Origin of the sequence: Nostoc sp. CENA543 (assembly GCF_002896875.1) — a bacterium.
GTDB lineage: Bacteria > Cyanobacteriota > Cyanobacteriia > Cyanobacteriales > Nostocaceae > Trichormus.
The window spans coordinates 1,086,659-1,108,016 of sequence record NZ_CP023278.1; the positions used below are offsets into that span (position 1 = coordinate 1,086,659).

Consider the following 21,358-nt stretch of genomic DNA (forward strand, 5'->3'; position numbering starts at 1 on the left):
GCTAATGACTAATGACTAATGACTATTGACCATTGACTATTGACTATCCGATAACAAAATAAAACATACATTCTCTAACTCTTTTTCAAACCTGAGAGTTTTCACTAATTCAGCCTCTTCAGACAAGATAGAATCTATGATAATCATGTCAGGTTTAACTGAGAGAGCCTTGTGAATACAATCTTGAGAATCTGCTGCTTCAATTACGTTATATCCTTGAGTTTGTAAAACATCAGACATTGTTTTTAAGGTGGATGCGTTTTGATCAACAACTAATACTTTCTTACTGGAAGTTCCTTGAGAAAGTAGTAATCCAATTTCACGCAACAGTTTTTCGGAGTCGATAGGCTTAGTTAAATAGCGGTCAATGCCAATATGAAAACCCCTTTCCTTATTTTCAACTATTGAGAGAATAATGATAGGAATATCTGCTGTCTGAGGATCATTTTTGAGGACAGCTGCCACATCAAAACCATTGATTTGCGGCATCATCACATCTAGAACAATCAAATCGGGACGAGCTATTTTAATCTGTTGAATTGCATCCATGCCGTCTTTTGCTTCTCGGACATTGTAGCCTTCATTTTCTAATTGTTGGCGCAGGAGTTCTCGAATATTAGTATCATCATCAACCACCAAAATAGTTTTGCGCTGGTGGTTACGTGCCGCATTGGTGGTAATAACGTGTTCTTTGAGTTGCTTAACTAGTGCATCTAGATTCAGCTTGGCAGTGATTTTATTGTCACTTTTATAAGTGGGAATAACGAATGAAAATGTACTACCTTGACCAAATTCACTTTCTACCCAGATCTTACCCCCGTGATGGTCGATAATTTGTTTGCAAATGGGCAGTCCTAACCCTGTACCTTTGGGTTTGTCTGTGAGTGTATCACCTACTTGGCGGAATTTCTCAAATACTTTCGGCTGGTCTTCGGGTGCAATACCAATACCTGTATCAATGACACTAATACACACACCATCATTTGCCTGTTGTACACGACAGGTAACGTTACCAGATTGCGTAAATTTCACAGCATTAGAAATTAAGTTTATTAAAACTTGCAATAGACGATGGCGATCGCCCACAATTTGAGGTAAACCAGGTGCAATCTCAGTGATTAAATTTAAGCCATTGGTTTCAAATAATGCGGCTGTGGAAGTGGTAGCCCAAGTTACTAACTCATCGGGATCAAGGGGCTGCATTTGCCATTCCACTTTACCTGCTTCCATCTTGGCAATATCTAAGACATCGTTAATTAAAGATGTCAGTCGTTCGGCTTCCGCTACGATAATGTTAAGATTATCACCTACTCGCTTGATGGTTTTTTGTAGCTTACGGTCTTCGGTCGTTAGAAGTGGGAAGACATCCGTTTCCAGCTTTTCTTTAATGATGGAAGCAAACCCCAGCACAGAAGTTAAAGGTGTTCGCAGTTCATGAGACACCGTAGAGATGAAATCGGTCTTCATTTTGTCGATTTCCTTTTCTGCTGTGACATCCCGAATCAACACAGCCGAACCGAAACAAATTGCAGGTTCATAAGCTGTAGTTTGTTTAAAGATAGCAGTGGCTACGGCCTGACCAATGTGTTCTTTCGCTAAGGTAATTTCGGCTGCAAATATTTCCTGGGGATGGGACAGAGTTTTTTCAATCACATCTGCTAAACCGGCGATCGGCAGTTCCTGATAATATTGACCGACTGGAGTAGTCAGCAATTCGTGCATGGCGATAAAAGCCGGATTGCAGTGGGTGATGTGTCCGGCGGTGTCTACTACCAACAGACCATCCACTAAATTATTTAAAATGGCGTTTAACCCTTGGGCTTGTGCCAGGGTGTCTTGCAATGCGGCTGTACGCTCAATCACTCTGGCTTCCAGTTCTTGATTGAGTTGTCTGAGGGCAATTTCTGCTTGTTTTTGCGCCGTAATATCAGTATTGATTTCCAGGATAGCGCAGGGTTTACCAGAGATGTCTCGTTGCAGTGTCCAGCGACTTTGAACTATCAGCAATCTGCCTTCACCGGTCAGGTGTTGTACTTCTCCTTCCCAATTACCTTTCTCTAGTAAGTCTGCAATCACTTCTGCTTTGGGTTTAGGAAAGGTTTTGGTGAGAAAAGTTTGAATACACTGGTCTTTGACTTGTTCGCGCTTCAAATGGTAGAGATTTTCTGCACCTTGATTCCAGTAAGAGATTCTATCAGTCATATCGCGCATGATAATCGCATCACTGGAATGATTGAGCATATCCAATAAATGTTGATTTTCAGCTTCTGCTAGTTTGCGGTCGTGAATGTCTATACAAGTGCCAATCCATTCCCGCACGTTATCATCTGCATCTTTAACAGGTGCGCCGCAAACCGAGAAGTAGCGATAGTTACCGTCCTTACCACGTAGGCGATATTCGGTTTGATAGAGACATCGACTGGCTACGGCTGTATTCCAAATTTGAGCCGAGCGATCGCGGTCATCAGGGTGGACTGCTTCCAGCCATCCCCAACCCTCTACTTCCGATTCTGTTTGACCTGTATAAGCCATCCAAGTCGGCATTTCCCGGCTGATGGCCATACCTTCTGGAGTTGCACCCCAAACAATCTGAGAAGAGGCTGTAACTAAAGTGCGATATCGTTCTTTTAAACGTTGATTTTCGGCTTCTGCTAGTTTGCGGTCATGAATATCTGTGCAAGTACCAATCCACTCACGCACACTACCATCATCTTCAACCACAGGTGCGCCCCAAACCCAAAAGTAGCGATAGTTGCCGTCTTTACCCCGAATGCGGTACTCAATTTGATATTGGCTGAGGTTAGCTACGGCATGACCCCAAGCTTCTCCTGTATAACCGCGATCGTCAGGATGCACAGCCTCAATCCACCCGCCGTTTTCGGCTTCAGCTAGGCTTTGACCTGTGTAAGCAATCCAGTCTGCCAGTTCAAAGCAAATTCCTTCTGGGGAACTGACCCAAATAATTTGCGTGTTAGTTTTGATTAAAGAACGGTAGCGAGCTTCGTTCTGTTTTAAAATTTTTTCCGCTTGTTGATGTTCTTGTTGCGCTTTTCGCAAGTCACTAATATTTTCCACACTCGACCAAATCAGCCATTCCCCAGCTTTTTCAACCATCTGTGCTGAGACTCGAACGGGAACTAGATGTCCATCTTTGTGAATGAATTCCTTTTCATAAGAATTCAGGCGATCGCTTGGTTTTATACTCTTGAGCAGAGCCTGTTCAGTCACTAAAGATGTCTCCCCTGTAATTTCCCAGTAGTTGAGGTGAAGAGTTTCTGTGACAGTACGCCCCAAAATTTCGGCAAAAGTGGGGTTAATGTCGATCAGCCTGCCATCTGGGTGATACAGCACCAGCCCGACAGGACAATGTTCTAAAAGGTAACGACTAAATTCTTCAATTTGGGTAGGCATATTTCAGATTTTTTGAGGTGGCTGTGGCGGGCATTGAGCTAATCAATTCAAAATTCAAAATTCAAAATTCAAGAATTTTGAGTATTGGGCATGGGGGAGAAAAATTTTCTCATTTCTACCTTGTCTACCTTGTCTACTTTGTCTACTTTGTCTCCCCGATCTCCCCACACCCCTTGAAAAAGCTGTGTTAAGTGGGACAACAAAAGCAAGACAACAAGGTGGCGTAAAGTTTTAGCGAAATTGGGTGACGTTGGAATATCTCAACCATTTGCTCAGGGGATGCTCCATTGACATCTGGATTTTGCTTTGACAGTCGGCGAATCAGTTGAGTGTGGTAGGCAAGCAGTTGAGTGGGTTTGAGGCTGGGTGAGACTGATGAGATAAAGCCCTCGCTATCGACAACTGCGGCGGAATGGGGTATCAAGTCATTTTTGGGGTCAATACGGATGCTACTCGTCTCTCTAATATCTTCTTCTAGCCCACAATTGACGGGAATCTGAATCCAAAATTCTGTACCTTTGCCTGGTTGAGAACGACACTTGAGAATGCCTTGGTGTGCTTCCACAATGATTTGGTAGCTGATAGACATACCTAACCCAGTTCCTTTACCAACTTCTTTTGTAGTAAAGAAGGGATCGTAAATTCGTTGAATCACTTCTTCTGGCATACCTGGGCCGTTATCGGCAATGCGAATCACTATCGAACCGTTGTCTAGGGTATGGGTACGAATATTGATTTGAGGTTTAGTGAATGTTTCAGGACTTTTGTCTAAGGACTCTTCTAAAGCGTCAACAGCATTGGCCAAGATATTCATGAACACTTGATTTAATTTGCCGGGGTAGCATTCCACCAGAGGCAAGTCGGCATAATCTTTAACAATGACAATCTCTGGACGATTGGTGGAGGCTTTGAGACGATGGCGCAAAATCATCAGCGTTCCGTCAATGCCATCATGGATATTGACGGTTTTCATTTGGGCTTCATCATGGCGAGAGAAGTTTTTGAGGGATTTGACGATTTCGACGATGCGATCTGTCCCTAATTTCATGGAATCTAGGAGTTTGGGAAGATCCTCCATGATAAATTCCACATCGATATTTTCTAGCTCTAATTGCAGTTGTGCAGGAGCTACAGGTGAGAGTTGTTGATAATATTGCAGTAGGTGTAATAAATCTTGGGCGTACTCAGCAACGTGTCTTAAGTTGCCACAGATAAAGTTAACTGGATTATTAATTTCATGGGCTACACCGGCGATTAGTTGCCCTAAGCTTGACATTTTTTCGCTTTGAATCAGCTGAGTTTGTGCTAGTTGCAAATTATGCAGAGCCTGCTGGAGTTTTTCTGTTTGAGCTTGAGCTTGGGCTGTGGCTTTGGTGCTTTGCTCATACATTAAAGCTTTTTCAATAGCGATCGCTGTTTGTGAGGCGAAAATGCTCACCAGTTTGAGATGTTCGGCTTTGTATGCGTCAGTTTTATTTGTGCCGATAGCAATTACGCCTGTAACTCGTTCCTTGTCTCGCAAAGGTACGCAAATCAGAGCTTTGACGTTTTCTTGTCCTTGCGATCGCAAATCTGCTGGCACATCGTTGATGAGTTCTGCTCGACCAGATTTGACAATATGTCCCACAATTCCTGTATTTATGAGTGGTTGGTGGTGGTCAAACAACTGTCCATATTCACCGATAACTTCAAACGCAGCCGTATGGGGATTTAGTAGCAGAATCATTCCCGCAGAAGATTCAACTAATTGACTCATTTCCTGAAGGACTAACTCGGCTATCTGATGCTTATCTAGACTTGTGGTTAGTTGTGTTGAAATACCCTCAAACAAATCGATTTCTTGATATCGCTCCAGTAATTCTTTAGCCAGTTCTTTCTTCTCGGCTTCTTGTTTTGCTAAAAATGAAAGCAAAATTGCCACTACCTTGGCTTGTTCTTCTCCTAATACCCAACCAATAGTTTCTCCTGATACCTCAATCGGATGTCGCTGTTTGCCAATTTGCTCACCAATGCTCAGAAGTGTTGTACCGTCTACCGTTTCCACATCAAGTCCGATGTTGAGCGGTTTCACTAACTCTTGCAGGAGAGAGAGTAGTTCTTTTTTCTGAAAAATTTTTCTGAGGTTAACTGAATACATGAAACACCTCGTCTAAAACTTGATGGTAATGAAGGATTCATCTCACTGCACTACTTTTGTCAATATTTTCTGACTTTGCAGCCACCCACTGATGAGAATCAGGATGAGGTATCAAACTGGTTTAGGCTTTGCCGGACATACCGCAGGCGATCGCATGAAAACGCTCTACTATTGTTTGGGAATAGCATCAGGATGTAATTTCAACTGTCAAATCTCAAATATTTTGCAGTTCGACTCCTGTAAACATCGAAAATGCGAGTGGTGTGGATAATTATTCACACCTGTTGGGAGTAGCAAGCTAGACTTAGCAATGCCTAATACTAGGAGATTTACCATAACCACAGAGAAATTTCATAAATCATTAAGCCTAGCTTTCCCAGAAATATGAAGACTTTAACATTGCAGTTCACAAACTTAACGAGTAAGCAATGTTACTTTCACTTATAGTTAACAAAATTTATGAATCAGCCATTATAAGCTGTAAATTTTAAGTCTTAATTGTATAATTGTTATCCGTATATTTCCGTAAGAATATTGTTTCGTTGTTTGATATCAATCTTTTTTGGTAACAAGTTAGCAAATATAGGAATCCGATTTGATTTGAAGAAAAAATCTAAGTATATATAGTGCTGTGTTAAGCCTTAAATGTTGCAGTACAAAATACCAAAAAAATTGTAGGTTGGTTTTTCTTACGTCAATCCAATATTGATATCTATGTTGGGTTGAGCAAGGCGAAGCCCAACCTACTAGCTTTTAAAACATCCTCTTACACGTATTCTACTCATCAGTTAAGGTTTCAATTAACAAATCAACTTGTTTTTGACGCTTATTGAGGAAATTTTCACATTCTTGCAGGTATTCAACAGCATTAGCAAACTGATCAAATACAGCTTCTAACTCTAAATTACCTGATTCAATCTGAGTGATAATTTTTTCTATTTCTGCTACTTTTTCCTCATAATTCCAATTACTTAAATCATCAGAATTAGGGGATGTTTTCCGCTTGACCATTGATTGTGTCTTTGTTTTTTAGAAAATAAATTTATCAGTTTTCACCCACATTAAACCATAAATTAGGCAGGGGGGCAGGGTGCAGGGAGAAATGGAGCAATTTTTCTCCCCCTTGCCCCCTGCACCCTGCCCCAATTCCTCTTCCCTGCCCTATTTCTCTACTGCGATGACTTTTACTTTCACTTTACCCTGTGCCAATTGCAGCCCTAATTCTTGCCCTACAGTGAGTTCATTCGCAACACGCACAATCTCGCCATTTTCTTGTCTAACTACAGCATAACCACGCTGTAATACGGCTTTGGGGTCGAGGGTGGCTAGTTTTTGTCTTAGTAATTCTAGATGTTGTTGTGCTTGTTGCGATCGCCCTTTGATCAGTTGCAGTAATCTTTGCCGTTGCCAAGTGAGTTTGTTGGCTTCTTGCTGCACTTGTCTATCTAAACGCAGGTTGCGTAGGCGATGGCGTAAGGTTTGCAGTTTATAGGCGGCTTGACTCTGAGAAGCTAGCAGGGCATCATACAAAGCATCAACTCGCTGACGATGTTGAGTATACAACTGTGCCAAAGCAGGAACAACAATTTCCGCCGCCGCCGTGGGTGTATGTACGCACACATCCGCTACTAAGTCCGTTAGCGATTCATCCCGTTGATGGCCAATTCCTGTAATTACTGGGATAGAACATTCAGCTACCGCCCTCACTACCCGTTCATCATTAAAACAAGCTAATTCCTCCACGGCTCCACCACCCCGCGCTAAAATTAATACTTCGGCGCGTCCATCTTGTTCTACTCTGGCGATCGCCTTCACAATCGATTCGGGGGCTTGTTCACCTTGAACGGTAGCAGGTGAAAATAACACCCGTAAACCTGGATACCTTTGCTTGAGAGTGCGTTGAATATCTCCCCAAGCCGCAGCAGTTGGGGATGTGACTACAGCGATGGTGTGGGGATGGGGTGGGAGCGATCGCTTTCTTGCTGTATCAAATAAACCTTCTTCTAATAGACGGTTACGTAATTGCTGATAACGCAGTGCTTGCAAGCCCTCACCAGCACCTAAAGCTTGCCATACTGTTAATTGATACTCTCCTCTTTGGGGATAGACGCGAATACTGCCTAAAATCATCATCTGTTCCCCAACAGCAGGTAGTTGCATCAGTTTACTAACTTGACTATTCCAGACTACACACTTAATTGCGGCTGTTCCATTGGGATCTTGCAGTGTGAAAAATAAACCACTGCGATGTTGATTTGCGCTAGATACCTCACCAGTTACCCAAACTTGTCGCAGAATGGGATTTTCTTCTAACAAGGCTTGGAGATATTCGGTGATTCCTGCTACAGATAAAGCGGTATCAGGAAAGTCAAGATTCATTTTATTTCAACCCACTATGCACTTAGAATCAAGATAACGCCTTTTTGATATATAGATTCAGCACTCAGAGTGAAGACTGACAGTATTTTTTATCAATTATTTGCAGAGTTTCCTGGTATTTTCTTTGAGTTAATCGGATACTCTGCCGATTATGCCCAAGGTTATCAATTCCGTTCGGTAGAAATCAAACAAACAGCCTTTCGCATTGATGGAGTGTTTCTACCAACAGACAACAGTTCTGATCAAACTGTCTATTTTTGTGAGGTGCAATTTCAAAAGGATGAACTGCTATATCATAGAGTGTTTGCAGAGCTATTTCTTTTTATAGAGCAGAATCCAGCTATTTATGATTGGTATGTGGTGATTATCTACCCCAAACGTTCTTTAGAACCAAATAACAGCCGACTACATGAAATATTGTTAGCTAGTGCCAAAGTTCAAAGAGTGTATATTGATGAAATCGAACCTAACTCCCAAACCTTGGGTATCGATATCATAAAATTAGTGGTAGAACCAGAAGCAACAGCACCAAACCTGGCTGTAGAACTGATTAATAAAACTAGACAGGAAATCACAGATCGTCTCTCTACCCAAGCCATCATAGATTTAATTGAAACGATCATAGTTTATAAGTTTCCTCTACTAAGCCGCCAAGAGATAGAAGATATGTTGAAACTGAACGCCCTCAAACAAACTAGAGTTTATCAAGAAGCCTTAAACGAAGGTAGGGAAGAAGGAAGAGAAGAAGGGAGACAAGAAGGGAGACAAGAAGGAAGGCAAGAAGGAAGGCAAGAAGGTAAACTAGCCGCAGTACCGTTGCTCTTAAAAGCAGGTATCAGTGTAGAAGAAATAGCTCAACAGTTAGGACTGAATGTTGAAGCAGTGAGACAAATTGCCCAGCAACAGAATTGATTCAGGTGATTAGTAACTTTTGTTACACAAAGAATGGCGATCGCTTTTCATTTGGTAAAGGCGATCGCTTTTGACAAATACCAAGTAAGAAAAGGATAAGAAAAAATTTGATGAATGGTTAGAAGTATTGACTGTTCAGGCTTTCAAGAGCCATTGAGGTTTAACTTCCTTGCGAAGCAAAGGCTTAAAAGCGTTGCATAACTATCCGCTTCATCGCTTGATTAGCTTCTCCTTCATTACCGCTATATCTACACAAAATGATCATTATTATCATTGACTATATATTTTATTCTCTGAGAGTACCTTATTTTTCGACGGAAATTCCTATTATAAATAATAATATTCCTCCGGGAATTATCAACCACCATAAATTTTGAAAAATGTCTCCAATAAGCTGTAAAAAATAATTCTTGCACAAACGATTTGTACCGCATCTTATTATCAAATTACCAATAGGATTGCTTTGATAATTATAAGTAAATAATTCAAGATTAACTTTATCGGAATTAGCCAACTCTAAATTGTTGCTATTATCGTTGAAAGCGTACAAATTTAAATTTATATCTCTATTAAACGTAGTATCTTTTGCCATGCTAGGTTGAGAAATAGATACTATAGCAATAAAGACGATTATAGACATCTTAAGGATTGATAATATTTTTCGGTTATTCATATTGTTTTTCTATCTAGTTTATTTTTTTTATCAAACAAAATATTTCTCGGTAAGATTATCACTACCAATGGGCTATGTAATGCAAATTTGTTCTGCACATAAATTACGCACTGATATGTTTATGTATTTTGTCCAACACTTGCTTTTGAAGTTAATAAGATAAATGCAGACAAGCTTAGGAATGCACTAGCAAACAGCAATGCCTTTTGGATGTGCTTTTTTCTTCTCATAGTTATAAAATACACATACTTTTTTATAACTATTTTTTTATATCACTATATTGAGGCTATTTTAGAAACTTTACATAAAAAAATTTTACTAAAAACTTTTATTTAATCTCAGTATTAATGCTGAGATTATCTTGCTACCTTTAAAAAAGTATATTAGTGTAGTTACGTAATTAATCATAATTAAATTGATTTAAGCATTAGAGATAAGCTTTATAGTAAATCAGACTCATCTAGTTGAAATTTAGACAAGCCTATACTACGCAATAGAGATGTGCAGTTGAACCTCTCATAACCATTGAAAAATTCAACTTTTCTTTCCAAGCATTAAGAAATACACCGTAATATTTTCTTACTAACCAAATCAGTTGCTCAACCTCAATGGGTACAAATCATACATGAGGTAGAAGAAACTACTAACATGATTCAGTATTGTAAACTTGGTGTCTCAAAAATCAACTCAAAGCTGTGGTACCCATTAGAGATAATAATCCAACAGAAATTACACCTTACGTAACCTTTGGACTGATTGCTGTCAACGTCTTAGTATTTCTTTATGAAGCGAGTCTTCCTCCCCAAGCATTAGACGGGTTTCTACATTTAGCGGCTGTAGTTCCTCATGAACTGAGTTTAAGTTTTGCTGGTGTTGATGTGCATCAACCTGTACCAGAATGGACAACCTTAATTACTTCGCAATTTCTCCACGGTGGTTTTTTACACCTAGCGGGGAATATGTTGTTTCTGTGGATTTTTGGTAACAATGTAGAAGATAAATTAGGTCACGCCAAGTATTTACTGTTTTATCTGTCCTGCGGTATTTTAGCAGCCCTGGCACAGTGGTTTTTCTCCCAAGATTCTAACATTCCTTCCTTGGGTGCGAGTGGGGCGATCGCAGGCGTAATGGGTGCATATATTCTCCGCTTCCCTCAAGCTGAAATTCTCGGTGTTGTCCCTCTGGGCTTGTTTTTCCCGACTTTCCGTGTCCCCGCCTATTTCTTCTTGGGATTTTGGTTTTTACAACAGTCTTTTTACGGACTAGCTAGCTTAGAAACCCGCACTAACATCGGTATGGAAAGCGGCGGGATTGCTTACTGGGCGCACGCAGGCGGTTTTATCTTTGGCGCGATTCTGGCTCCTTTCTTGGGTTTATTTAGTGATAAACCACGAGAAGAATCTGATACCAATTTGGGATTTTAGATTGAAAAGCTATTAAGGAAAATCTTCTGGCCAAGGTGCGGTGGGTAGATCAGAATCATCTGGGGAGACTAATTTAATATCAGTTGTCAAAGGTTTTTGAGTATGAGTATTTTCTAACTCATGAATATCTGCTAAGACTTCTAAAACAGACTGATATCGTTCTTTATAATCATCCCGCACCATTTTAGTCAGAATTTTGGCGAAACCATCACTAACTAAGGCTTTATCAATCCATTTCAATTCATCATCGCTATCTCTAGGAAGTTCATGGGGGGCGATACCGGTTAAGGCTTTAATTCCAATCATTCCTACTGCATAGATGTCGCTATTGTACTGGGGACGACCAAAACATTGTTCGCTAGGTGCATAACCTTTCGTCCCTATTCCAATAGTAAAAGGAACTTGCGATTGATTTTCTATGTCTGATGTGGTGATTTCTTTAACCGCGCCAAAGTCAATTAATATTAACTGGTTATCTGCTCGACGGCGGATAATGTTGCTGGGTTTAATGTCTCGGTGAATTACTTGATTTTCATGAACAAATACTAATATTTGTAGTAGTTCCTTGACAATGTTAATTACTTTCGATTCTAAAATCCCTCTACCTGCGGCTAATTCTTGAGAGAGAGGATGACCAATAATATATTCTAGGACTAGATAAAATTCGGCTTCCTGTTCAAAATAAGCTAAAAGTTGGGGGATTTGCGGATGTTGACCCAATTTTTCTAAAGTTTGTGCTTCTGATGCAAATAAACGTTTAGCTAATTCCACAGCCTTAGTTTCAGTTTTAGCTGGTTTTAGTTGCTTGACTACACATTGTGGATTACCAGGACGCTGTATATCTTCAGCAATGTATGTTTCGCTAAATCCTCCAGCACCCAAGACTTTGACAATTTGATACCGTCCACCGAGGATTTTTCCTGCTAGTTCTAAATCTCGTTGTTGAATCAAGTCTTGCAGATCATTTTGTTGGCTGATAATTTCCTGTACTACGGGGGAAGTTTTATATTTTTGGAAGATAGCAACTAACTGGTGGGTTCTGATTTTTTCTTTGGCAAATTCCGCCCCCAGATATGATGTACCACTAAAAACCATCGCCAGTAGGGGTAAAGTCGTCGGTAATATTAACTGTGTATGAATAAAACTCATGTAGCTAATACCACCCCAAATACTTGCCAAAGCCAGACTAATAAAAAATCGCTTGACTCCACTTTTGCTGGTGTTCATCACCAATGATGCACCACCAACTAAAGCCAGGACAAACAAACCCCGCACTAGGGGACTATTAATTGCTGGTGCGATCGCTTTGCCTTGCATGAGGGTAGCAATGGCGTTAGCATGAATCTCTACTCCTGCCATCTTTTCTGGGGTTAACCAACTGCTACCAATGGCGACTGCATGATAATCGTTCGCTAATTGGGCTGTTGCTCCCACAATCACAATTTTGTTGCGAAATACCTTCCCTTGTTGTAGATAAGTATTCCAATTTTGCGGATCAAGGACGTACCAAAAGGGAATCGTTTCAAATGTCCCAGATGGCCCCCAAAAATGAATACGTTCACCTCTGGTGGAGTTGGGGGGATAGGGAAACGATGCCGCCCTTAACACTGCTTCCTCAAATGCAGGTATTTTTTCTGTGAGTAAACCATTGTTAGCCAAAATCTTGGTATATTCCCCAGCAAAGCGATGAATCTTCCCGTCTACTTCTACAGGGAAATTAACTGTACCAATATTGACTGGATATTTCCGAAATTTTTCGTAGGGCAATCTCTGCTGGATAAACGTCCCTTGATGGGATGCCGAAGTATCATATTGCGCTGCTAAGGTAACTTTGCTACCGTATTTTTGTAATGCGGCTTGCAGTTGGTGATCGTCTGCTGCACCGTAACTACCAGGTGTATCGAAAACTATATCTAAAGCCACAGCCCGCGCTCCCGCCTGCATTAACTTTGTCACCACCTGAGCATAAGCAGCACGCTTAAAAGGAAATGCTCTCAGTGGTTCTAGGTAGGCGTTATTGTGTGGATCTGTTCTATAGTACTGTTCGGGTAATGATATGGACTGATCATCAATTGCTAAAATCACGATATCTTCTGGCGGTGCTATTGGCCCTCGAATTTGCCAAAATGCAGATACCGCTTGGTTCTCCAACCATTGGGCTGTAGTCCCGCCGGAAGTTGCTATCATAGCTGCACCTACTGCGGACACAATGTTGAAGAGATTTCCCAATCTCATCATCTGTTGTGACTGGCGTAATGAAGCTGTAATATTGGCTTTTGTTGGTTTACTTGACGCTATATTGGCAGTAGAGACATATTTCTTATTAGATGTTGATGTAGGTTCTTCTGCCATATCATGTTAATAATTTACGTACAACTGTTTTGATTTATAGTGATCACCTAATACTACAATCACATTGAAATAATACTTAAATGAGCAGCTTAGACATTTGTAATATAACTTTTATTTTTCATAAAACTTTACTCAGCAGGCAAGTCAGCAGCCAACTACGGCAAAAGTTTGTTTGTGAGTGAGACTAAAGCAGGGTTTCTCCATGATTGGAGCCGGAAATACACCGGTTCGGATTTGGCTTGTGGCTAGCTTATACCCTCATTCACAGGGTATAGCTTTTGTAAAACGTCTATAACTGAGTGCGGATGCAAATATTGTTGACTGCATAATCTTACAGACTTTCATGAGTCCTTATCCTCATTTCAAACCTATGTCTTACGTCTTTAGAAGTAAACTTAATGACTCAAGCGCAAATCTTCCTGTTGAACAGTCAATTTTATTGGTAGATTTTGATTACAGGAGATCTCTTATAGTATAAGGAGTTAAAAGGTTCAATGCTCAACACATAAAATACTAGGGTACAGATAAATTTATGCTTTGCAAGAGGTAAGATAAAAGCTATACATAGCACGTTATCCTTGAGGCATTAGCATATTGATCAAATGAGAATTGCTATAATCTATTGTTCAATCTAAATTCTTTACTATTGTTAGGTGTATTTTTCTATGGGTTCCCCAATGAATCGTCTGTCTATTTTTGTAGACGGAAATAATATGTTCTATGCTCAACAAAAAAATGGTTGGTTTTTTGATCCCCGACGAGTATTAGAATACTTCAAACATGAGCAGTCAGAAACAACGTTAATCAATGCTTTTTGGTACACAGGCTTAAAAGATCCGCAAGATCAACGAGGTTTTCGAGACGCGCTCATCAGCTTAGGATATACAGTCCGAACGAAAATTCTCAAAGAATATTATGATGATTCCTCCGGTCGCTACTCACAAAAAGCTAATTTAGATATTGAAATTGTTGTTGATATGTTTAATACAGTAGATCAGTACGACCGAGTAGTTTTATTTAGTGGTGATGGCGATTTTGAAAGGGCAATTGAATTATTAAGATCCAAAAATACTCATATTACAGTAGTTTCCACGGAAGGAATGATTGCGAGAGAGTTACGTAACGCCACTGATAGATATATAGATTTAAATGATATTAGAGACCAAATAGAAAAAGCAGAAGGTTAATACTCTTAGCAATTATTTACAAAGTTAAGACACAAAAAACTAATGTAAGCGATATTAAAAGTAAAACTAAAACGACGAGCCAAAATGACAAGTAAATCAGAAAGAATCATTATTTTCGATACGACCCTCCGCGATGGCGAACAATGTCCAGGAGCAACGTTAAATATAGACGAAAAGCTCGTAATCGCTAAACAGTTGGCACGGTTAGGTGTGGATATTATTGAGGCGGGTTTTGCTTTTGCAAGTCCTGGAGATTTTGAAGCAGTAAGTAAGATTGCTCAAGCTGTGGGGACAGAAAATGGCCCGGTAATTTGTAGTTTGGCGAGAGCCAGACATGATGATATTAAAGCCGCAGCCGAGGCGATTAAACCAGCAGCGAAAGGGAGAATTCACACCTTTATTGCTACTTCTGATATTCACTTGCAATATAAGCTCAAAAAAACTCGTTCGGAAGTAATTGCGATCGCCGAGGAAATGGTAGCTTATGCCAAGAGTTTCACCGATGATGTGGAATTTTCCCCTGAAGATGCGGGACGTTCTGATCCTGAATTTTTGTATCAAGTCTTAGAAAGAGCGATCGCAGCCGGGGCAACAACAGTTAATATTCCCGATACAGTTGGTTACACCACACCCAATGAATTTGGGGCATTAATTAAGGGGATTAAAGAAAATGTCCCCAATATCGACCAAGCAATTATTTCTGTTCACGGACATAATGATTTAGGTTTAGCAGTTGCTAACTTCTTAGAAGCTGTCAAAAATGGTGCTAGACAGTTAGAATGTACCATCAATGGTATAGGTGAACGGGCAGGAAACGCCGCCTTAGAAGAATTAGTCATGGCGTTACACGTCCGCAGACAATATTTTAATCCCTTCTTGGGTAGACCGGAAAATTCTGAAGAATCCCTCACCAATATTGACACCAAACAAATTTATAAAACATCTCGTCTGGTGTCCAATTTGACTGGAATGTTAGTCCAGCCCAATAAAGCAATTGTCGGTGCAAATGCTTTTGCTCACGAGTCAGGAATTCACCAAGATGGAGTTTTGAAAAATAAACTCACCTACGAAATTATGGACGCTCAATTGATTGGTTTAACAGACAATCAAATCGTCTTAGGTAAACATTCTGGGCGGAATGCTTTCAGGACACGCTTGAAAGAATTGGGCTTTGAATTATCAGAAACCGAACTCAATAAAGCCTTTGTCAGATTTAAAGAAGTCGCTGACAAAAAGAAAGAAATTTCTGATTGGGATTTAGAAGCCATTGTCAACGATGAAATTCAACAAGCACCCGATTTATTCCGCGTAGAATTAGTCCAGGTTTCCTGCGGTAGTAACGCTCAACCCACAGCTACAGTTACCCTCCGCACCCCCACAGGCGAGGAACTCACCGACGCAGCCATTGGTACAGGGCCAGTAGACGCGGTTTACAAAGCTATTAACCGTGTAGTAAATGTTCCTAACCAGTTGATTGAGTTCTCTGTGCAGTCAGTAACAGCCGGTATCGATGCAATTGGCGAAGTAACTATCCGTCTAAGACATGAGTCGCGAGTATTTTCCGGTCATGCAGCCAATACCGATATTATAGTTGCATCAGCACAAGCTTATGTTAATGCACTCAATCGTTTGTACGCAGCATTGCAAACGCAAGAGAAGCAAACAGAAGTAACTGCTGAAAGAGTGTAAAAAGTGCTGAGTGCTGAGTGCTGAGTGAGAATCTCCACTTGTGTCTCAGCACTCATGACTGTAGAGATTCAAGACAGTCTCAGAGATAGCTTTAAATGTGGAAATTTTATAAATACCATGCTTTGGGTAATGATTATTTAGTAATCAATCCCCAAGATTTATCGTGTGATTTAACCCCTGAGAAAATTAAAATAATCTGCGATCGCAATTTCGGCATCGGTTCCGATGGTATTTTGTTCGGGCCGCTACCATCAAACACAGCAAAATTTGCCTTACGCATCTTCAACCCCGACGCGAGTGAAGCCGAAAAAAGCGGTAATGGACTGCGGATTTTTTCCCGTTATCTTTGGGATATGGGATGGGTAAATGAAGAGCCATTCTCAATTGAAACTGCGGGTGGAATAGTGCAATCTGTAATCACAGATGCAGGTAAAATAGTTCAAGTCGAGATGGGGAAAGTCAGCTTTTGGAGTCGTGATATTCCCGTTGTTGGCGATGATAGAGAAGTAATTCAAGAAAAAATCTTTCTTGATGAAGGCATTTTTACATTTTGTGCAGCCACAATAGGTAATCCACACTGTGTCATTCTTTTAGATGACATCAATTCCGATGTCGCCAGAAATTTCGGCCCCATATTTGAAGTTTTTCCTCTTTTCCCTAATCGTACTAATGTGCAGTTTATGAAAGTATTGGATAGAAATACTATTCAAATTGAAATTTGGGAAAGAGGAGCAGGTTACACTTTAGCATCAGGTAGTAGTAGCAGTGCGGCGGCGGCTACTGCACATAAACTTGGTTTGTGTGATTCTGAAATTACCGTAAAAATGCCTGGCGGAGAAATTCTGATTCAAATTAAAGATGACTTTAATATCTCTATGACTGGTGCTGTTACAAAAGTTGCTCAAGGAGAATTATCAGCAGAGTTATTCGCATAAAACCTGTTAGCAATATTTGAGAAAATTACTGAACCAGTATTTAGGTAGTAGCGTGTAAATTCAAAATATGGGCATCTACTACCATTTATGAATAATCACAAAACAAAATCTTGGGAAGAAGTTCGTACAGCTTTTCAAAAAATTTGGGGTTATGAAGATTTTCGTCCGCCACAAGGTGAAATTGTCAACAGTTTATTAACGCAAAAAGATGCACTAATCATTATGCCCACAGGTGGCGGAAAATCTATTTGTTTTCAACTACCTGCACTACTACAAACTGGTTTAACTTTGGTAATATCACCATTAGTTGCACTGATGGAAAATCAAGTCCAGGAACTACTAGAACGTCAGCAAAAAGCGGCATTACTGCATAGTGAATTACCATCATTTCAACGGCGTGCCACATTGCAAGCATTAGAAAAACAGCAACTCAGATTATTATATTTATCACCAGAAACTTTATTAAGTCCGCCAGTCTGGGAAAGATTATGTCATCCGCAATTGCAAATTAATGGTCTGATTTTAGATGAAGCCCATTGTTTAGTACAGTGGGGTGAAACCTTTCGCCCAGCTTATCGCAGATTAGGATCTATTAGACCTGCATTACTCAAACATAAACCACCAGGCACAAAAATCAGTATAGCTGCCTTTACTGCCACGGCTGACCCCTCAGCCCAAAAAACTATTCAAACTGTTGTACAATTACAACAACCGGAAATATTTCGCCTTAATCCTTACCGTCCGAATTTGCATCCTACCGTCCGCATCGCTTGGACACCAAGGGGAAGAAAACAACAATTAATTAAATTTATTCAAAATCGACCACAACAAGCTGGCTTAATTTATGTGCGGACTCGGCGAGATAGTGAAAATTTAGCTGCTTGGTTAGCAGAGATGGGTTATAAAACTGCTAGTTATCATGCGGGTTTAGGTGCAACAGAACGCCGAGAAGTGGAAGCAAGTTGGTTGGGTGGTAAAATTCCTTTTGTTGTGTGTACCTGCGCCTTTGGAATGGGGATAAATAAGCCTGATGTGCGTTGGGTGATACATTATCACGCACCCCATCTATTATCTGAATATGTGCAGGAAATTGGGCGTGCGGGTAGGGATGGGAAACCTGCTGAGGCTTTAACCTTAATCAGTGAGCCTACAGGGTGGCTAGATCCAGAGGATAAACAAAGACAGGAATTTTTTCAAGAACAAATGCGATCGCAGCAGCAAAAAGCCCAGCAGCTAATTAAAAAACTACCACAACAGGGAGAAGTTAACGCGATAACTAAACAATTTCCCGATAGTGCGATCGCTTTAGCTCTACTTCATAGTAGTGGGCAGTTACATTGGCTTGACCCATTCCATTACAAAATAGAACATAAAGCCAAAAGTCAGCCAGTAACGCAATTACACGCTGCTCAACAAATGAATCAATATTTAAATACAAAAAAATGCCGTTGGCAATATTTATTAACTGCTTTTGGCTTTGAGAGAGAAGCCGCTAACTGGCGTTGTGGACACTGCGATAATTGTCGTTAATACTCTTTTTCTATCACATCACTTGAATATGTTTAATTCCAAATTCGTTGCATATTCAGTACAAATCCAGGTAATACATTTTCACCAGAAATAGTTTGCGGAGATTTTAAAACTTCTATTTCTTGTCCAGGACGATAAATTTCCACCTCTTGCTTTTTGCGATTGATTAAACAACCCAATCGGCACCCATTTAACATATACTCATTCATTTTGTCTTGCACTTTCTTCAGGTTATCAGATGGCGACATGATTTCGATGACAAAGTCAGGACATAGAGGCAGAAATCTTTCTCTTTGTTCTTTAGTCAAAGCTTCCCATCGAGATTTTTCCACCCAAGATACATCAGGAGAACGGTCAGCACCATTTGGTAATGTAAATCCAGTGGATGAATCAAAGACCTCACCGAGTTGATTTTGTTCATTCCATGATGCTATTTGCAAAATTAAATTAACGTTCTTTCTCCCAGTTTCTCCTCCCGTGGGTGGCATTATTATTAACTCTCCCTGAGCATTACGTTCTAATTTTAAGTCTGGGTTTTCTGCACACAATTGATAAAATTGATCTCTCGTTAACTTAATTACAGAATTAAGATTTAAAGTAAGTGCTGTCATAGGAATAGTTTTTGTCTTTGTGAATTCGCGTGGATACGAATCTATATCCATTTTGTGACACAAACATATAAAAGAAAGTGTAAATATTAGTTAAGATTTTAACCATCTTCGCCAATCTACATTCGATTCTTCACAAGGTTGATAAAAATTGGGATTACCTGTCACCAACACTTTAGCAATCATCTGCATTGACTGAGCATCACTTGGGAGGAAATGTCTATTAGCGGCAAAATTCCATCCATACACATTTGGATGATGCCAGTTATCTAGTTGAATTACCTGTATTAGCTCATGGGATACTATTGATAGTAACTCCTGTTCAGTAGCTAACATTTGACTGCGGTAGTCAGAGAGTAGATAAACGAGGAGATTAAAACCAAAATTACAGTAATGGTGTTTTGGGATTGACTTAGGTTCTACAGTCAAAGATTCTCCACGAATTTTTAAATGCAAAGCATTCGTATTTTCGTAATCATCCTCGTTCTCAATTTCTACTGGATATAGGGTTGCAAATAACCCATTTCCTATGTCTGGACGGTTGCTAAAAGCAGTAATTGCTAATACAGGTTGAATACCAGCAAGACCATACCAATGTACGAGTTCCTCAAAGACTAGAACCCAGTAATAATCATTCCGAAAACCTGTCAATCTAGCAGATACCATGTCAATGTTTATCTTGCCAAAACCTGGAAAATCAAGATTTCTATGAGCTTGGTCTAGGCACTCTAAGATTTCATGAACGGTATAAGCTACCATACATATTTTAATAGGCTATGTGCAAATTTGTTACATTGATTTGAAATAAGGTTGTGACAAATGGACTGCTGAAAAGCTCAACATTAAAGCAGTCCAAAATCCAAAATCCAAAATCCAAAATTCAAAATGGTGTTAGCTGTTCTTACTTTAATTGTTCATGGGCAGCTAAAATAATTTTTTCTGTTTCTTCCCAACCGATACAGGGGTCAGTTACAGAAATGCCATACTTGAGTTCCTCTTTGGGACAATTAATTGGTTGATTGCCTTCAGATAGATTTGATTCTAACATCATGCCTACAATAGATGTATTACCATCAATAATTTGTTGCACGACATTTTCTAAGACAGAAGATTGTAATTTGTAATTTTTATTCGTATTGCCGTGGCTACAATCAATCACGATACGTGGCGGTAAATTAGCTTGTTTTAATTGTGTTTCTACTTGTTGTACACTCTCGGCATCAAAGTTGGGTTGACTACCACCGCGTAAAATTACATGACCGTAAGCATTACCTTTAGTTTCAAATACACTCACCTGTCCTTTAGGATTAATTCCTAAGAAATTATGGGGAGTTCTGGCAGAATGTAAGGCATTTAAGGCGACTTGAATGTTGCCATCTGTACCATTTTTAAAACCTACAGGCATTGATAAACCACTGGCCATTTCACGGTGAGTTTGAGATTCAGTTGTGCGTGCGCCAATTGCTGACCAAGTAATTAATTCGCCGATGTATTGCGGAATAATAGGATCTAAGGCTTCTGTAGCACTAGGCAATCCTAATTCTGCCAATTGCACTAATAGTTTTCTCGCAATTATTAGACCCTTTTCAACATGGAAAGAATCATCCATATTAGGGTCGTTAATTAAACCTTTCCAACCTACTGTGGTTCGGGGTTTTTCAAAATAAACCCGCATAATTAGTAATAGCTTATCTTGGACGCGATCGCTTAAATCTTTCAGTCGTTTTGCATACTCTAATGCCGCTTCTGGGTCATGAATTGAACAAGGGCCAACTACTATAAATTTACGTCTATCTTGAAAGTCTAAAATTTGTTCTATTTCTTTGCGAAATTTCCAAACAGTTTGTTCCGCAGTTTTTGTTAAGGGTACTTTAGATTTTATTTCGTTAGGGGTTAAGAGAACGTGGCAATTTTTAATATTGGTGTTAAATAATTTGTTGTGCATGGAGAAGTTGTCTTGATGGTTGAGATGGAATTTTGAGTCCGATTAGTATCCATATTGTAAATGAAACACAGGATACAGATTCATTTACTTTTTTGGCAAGTCAGAAAAATCAGACATAACAGCTAGGGTTACGGCAATAAAAAAGGGAGAGTATTTCCCCTCCCTAGAAGTTGAAC

At 39.9% G+C, this 21,358-nt stretch carries 16 protein-coding genes; 7 read left to right on the plus strand and 9 right to left on the minus strand.

Going from position 1 to position 21,358, the window contains the following annotated elements:
* Positions 1–36: 36 nt before the first annotated feature.
* Both CLI64_RS04515 and CLI64_RS04520 read right to left on the minus strand, forming a co-directional pair.
* Positions 37–3,411 carry a PAS domain S-box protein gene (locus CLI64_RS04515; RefSeq protein ID WP_103136101.1) on the minus strand — a complete coding sequence of 1,125 codons (3,375 nt, stop codon included), beginning with the start codon at positions 3,409–3,411 and terminating at the stop codon, positions 37–39.
* A 187-nt stretch (positions 3,412–3,598) separates the two neighbouring features.
* Positions 3,599–5,548 carry a sensor histidine kinase gene (locus CLI64_RS04520; protein WP_103136102.1) on the minus strand — a complete coding sequence of 650 codons (1,950 nt, stop codon included), beginning with the start codon at positions 5,546–5,548 and terminating at the stop codon, positions 3,599–3,601.
* 103 nt (positions 5,549–5,651) lie between these two features.
* Between CLI64_RS04520 and CLI64_RS30640 the strand changes: the two genes are divergently transcribed.
* Positions 5,652–5,819 (plus strand): hypothetical protein, encoded by a 168-nt coding sequence (locus CLI64_RS30640; RefSeq protein ID WP_157943190.1) that lies wholly within the window; start codon positions 5,652–5,654, stop codon positions 5,817–5,819.
* Positions 5,820–6,325: 506 nt separating this feature from the next.
* Here CLI64_RS30640 and xseB read toward each other — a convergent pair.
* Both xseB and xseA read right to left on the minus strand, forming a co-directional pair.
* Positions 6,326–6,559: an exodeoxyribonuclease VII small subunit gene (gene xseB, locus CLI64_RS04525; protein WP_103136103.1), complete on the minus strand. Its 234-nt coding sequence runs from the start codon at positions 6,557–6,559 to the stop codon at positions 6,326–6,328.
* 150 nt (positions 6,560–6,709) lie between these two features.
* Positions 6,710–7,927 carry an exodeoxyribonuclease VII large subunit gene (gene xseA, locus CLI64_RS04530; protein ID WP_103136104.1) on the minus strand — a complete coding sequence of 406 codons (1,218 nt, stop codon included), beginning with the start codon at positions 7,925–7,927 and terminating at the stop codon, positions 6,710–6,712.
* Positions 7,928–7,996: 69 nt separating this feature from the next.
* Between xseA and CLI64_RS04535 the strand changes: the two genes are divergently transcribed.
* A complete protein-coding gene (locus CLI64_RS04535) occupies positions 7,997–8,839 on the plus strand; it encodes an Rpn family recombination-promoting nuclease/putative transposase (protein ID WP_103136105.1) in 843 nt (280 codons plus the stop codon).
* A gap of 304 nt (positions 8,840–9,143) precedes the next feature.
* Here CLI64_RS04535 and CLI64_RS04540 read toward each other — a convergent pair whose 3' ends face one another.
* The gene (locus tag CLI64_RS04540; RefSeq protein ID WP_103136106.1) at positions 9,144–9,512 is read right to left on the minus strand and encodes a hypothetical protein; all 369 of its coding nucleotides are present in this window, start codon (positions 9,510–9,512) and stop codon (positions 9,144–9,146) included.
* 695 nt (positions 9,513–10,207) lie between these two features.
* On the opposite strand from CLI64_RS04540, the gene CLI64_RS04545 reads away from it, so the two are divergent.
* Positions 10,208–10,936 carry a rhomboid family intramembrane serine protease gene (locus CLI64_RS04545; RefSeq protein WP_103136107.1) on the plus strand — a complete coding sequence of 243 codons (729 nt, stop codon included), beginning with the start codon at positions 10,208–10,210 and terminating at the stop codon, positions 10,934–10,936.
* Positions 10,937–10,948: 12 nt separating this feature from the next.
* On the opposite strand, the gene CLI64_RS04550 is transcribed toward CLI64_RS04545, so the two are convergent.
* Positions 10,949–13,288: a serine/threonine-protein kinase gene (locus CLI64_RS04550; RefSeq protein WP_103136108.1), complete on the minus strand. Its 2,340-nt coding sequence runs from the start codon at positions 13,286–13,288 to the stop codon at positions 10,949–10,951.
* 665 nt (positions 13,289–13,953) lie between these two features.
* On the opposite strand from CLI64_RS04550, the gene CLI64_RS04555 reads away from it, so the two are divergent.
* From CLI64_RS04555 to CLI64_RS04570, 4 genes are all read left to right on the plus strand, one after another.
* Entirely contained in the window at positions 13,954–14,475 is a 522-nt protein-coding gene (locus CLI64_RS04555) for an NYN domain-containing protein (protein WP_103136109.1), read from the plus strand.
* Positions 14,476–14,559: 84 nt separating this feature from the next.
* Entirely contained in the window at positions 14,560–16,164 is a 1,605-nt protein-coding gene (locus tag CLI64_RS04560) for a 2-isopropylmalate synthase (protein WP_103136110.1), read from the plus strand.
* 95 nt (positions 16,165–16,259) lie between these two features.
* Positions 16,260–17,099: a diaminopimelate epimerase gene (dapF, locus tag CLI64_RS04565; protein WP_103136111.1), complete on the plus strand. Its 840-nt coding sequence runs from the start codon at positions 16,260–16,262 to the stop codon at positions 17,097–17,099.
* An 87-nt stretch (positions 17,100–17,186) separates the two neighbouring features.
* Positions 17,187–18,629, plus strand: a complete 1,443-nt coding sequence (locus CLI64_RS04570; protein ID WP_103136112.1) for an ATP-dependent DNA helicase RecQ — start codon at positions 17,187–17,189, stop codon at positions 18,627–18,629.
* Positions 18,630–18,661: 32 nt separating this feature from the next.
* Here CLI64_RS04570 and CLI64_RS04575 read toward each other — a convergent pair whose 3' ends face one another.
* The 3 genes from CLI64_RS04575 to CLI64_RS04585 form a co-directional block, all read right to left on the minus strand.
* Positions 18,662–19,240, minus strand: coding sequence for a Uma2 family endonuclease (locus CLI64_RS04575; protein WP_103136113.1), 579 nt, complete (start codon positions 19,238–19,240; stop codon positions 18,662–18,664).
* Positions 19,241–19,330: 90 nt separating this feature from the next.
* On the minus strand, positions 19,331–19,996 hold the full coding sequence (locus CLI64_RS04580) for a hypothetical protein (RefSeq protein WP_103136114.1): 666 nt from the start codon (positions 19,994–19,996) through the stop codon (positions 19,331–19,333).
* Between the two features lie 142 nt (positions 19,997–20,138).
* Positions 20,139–21,182 (minus strand): 3-deoxy-7-phosphoheptulonate synthase, encoded by a 1,044-nt coding sequence (locus CLI64_RS04585; RefSeq protein ID WP_103136115.1) that lies wholly within the window; start codon positions 21,180–21,182, stop codon positions 20,139–20,141.
* Between the last annotated feature and the right edge of the window lie 176 nt (positions 21,183–21,358).

Excerpts from the sequence above, each read along its gene's own strand:
- CLI64_RS04560 (WP_103136110.1), top strand. The coding sequence starts at position 14,560 with ATGACAAGTAAATCAGAAAGAATCATTATTTTCGATACGACCCTCCGC.
- CLI64_RS04520 (WP_103136102.1), bottom strand. The coding sequence starts at position 5,548 with ATGTATTCAGTTAACCTCAGAAAAATTTTTCAGAAAAAAGAACTACTC.
- CLI64_RS30640 (WP_157943190.1), top strand. The coding sequence starts at position 5,652 with ATGAGGTATCAAACTGGTTTAGGCTTTGCCGGACATACCGCAGGCGAT.
- CLI64_RS04515 (WP_103136101.1), bottom strand. The coding sequence starts at position 3,411 with ATGCCTACCCAAATTGAAGAATTTAGTCGTTACCTTTTAGAACATTGT.
- xseA (WP_103136104.1), bottom strand. The coding sequence starts at position 7,927 with ATGAATCTTGACTTTCCTGATACCGCTTTATCTGTAGCAGGAATCACC.
- CLI64_RS04540 (WP_103136106.1), bottom strand. The coding sequence starts at position 9,512 with ATGAATAACCGAAAAATATTATCAATCCTTAAGATGTCTATAATCGTC.
- CLI64_RS04570 (WP_103136112.1), top strand. The coding sequence starts at position 17,187 with ATGAATAATCACAAAACAAAATCTTGGGAAGAAGTTCGTACAGCTTTT.
- CLI64_RS04555 (WP_103136109.1), top strand. The coding sequence starts at position 13,954 with ATGGGTTCCCCAATGAATCGTCTGTCTATTTTTGTAGACGGAAATAAT.
- CLI64_RS04585 (WP_103136115.1), bottom strand. The coding sequence starts at position 21,182 with ATGCACAACAAATTATTTAACACCAATATTAAAAATTGCCACGTTCTC.
- CLI64_RS04580 (WP_103136114.1), bottom strand. The coding sequence starts at position 19,996 with ATGGTAGCTTATACCGTTCATGAAATCTTAGAGTGCCTAGACCAAGCT.
- xseB (WP_103136103.1), bottom strand. The coding sequence starts at position 6,559 with ATGGTCAAGCGGAAAACATCCCCTAATTCTGATGATTTAAGTAATTGG.
- dapF (WP_103136111.1), top strand. The coding sequence starts at position 16,260 with ATGTGGAAATTTTATAAATACCATGCTTTGGGTAATGATTATTTAGTA.
- CLI64_RS04550 (WP_103136108.1), bottom strand. The coding sequence starts at position 13,288 with ATGGCAGAAGAACCTACATCAACATCTAATAAGAAATATGTCTCTACT.
- CLI64_RS04575 (WP_103136113.1), bottom strand. The coding sequence starts at position 19,240 with ATGACAGCACTTACTTTAAATCTTAATTCTGTAATTAAGTTAACGAGA.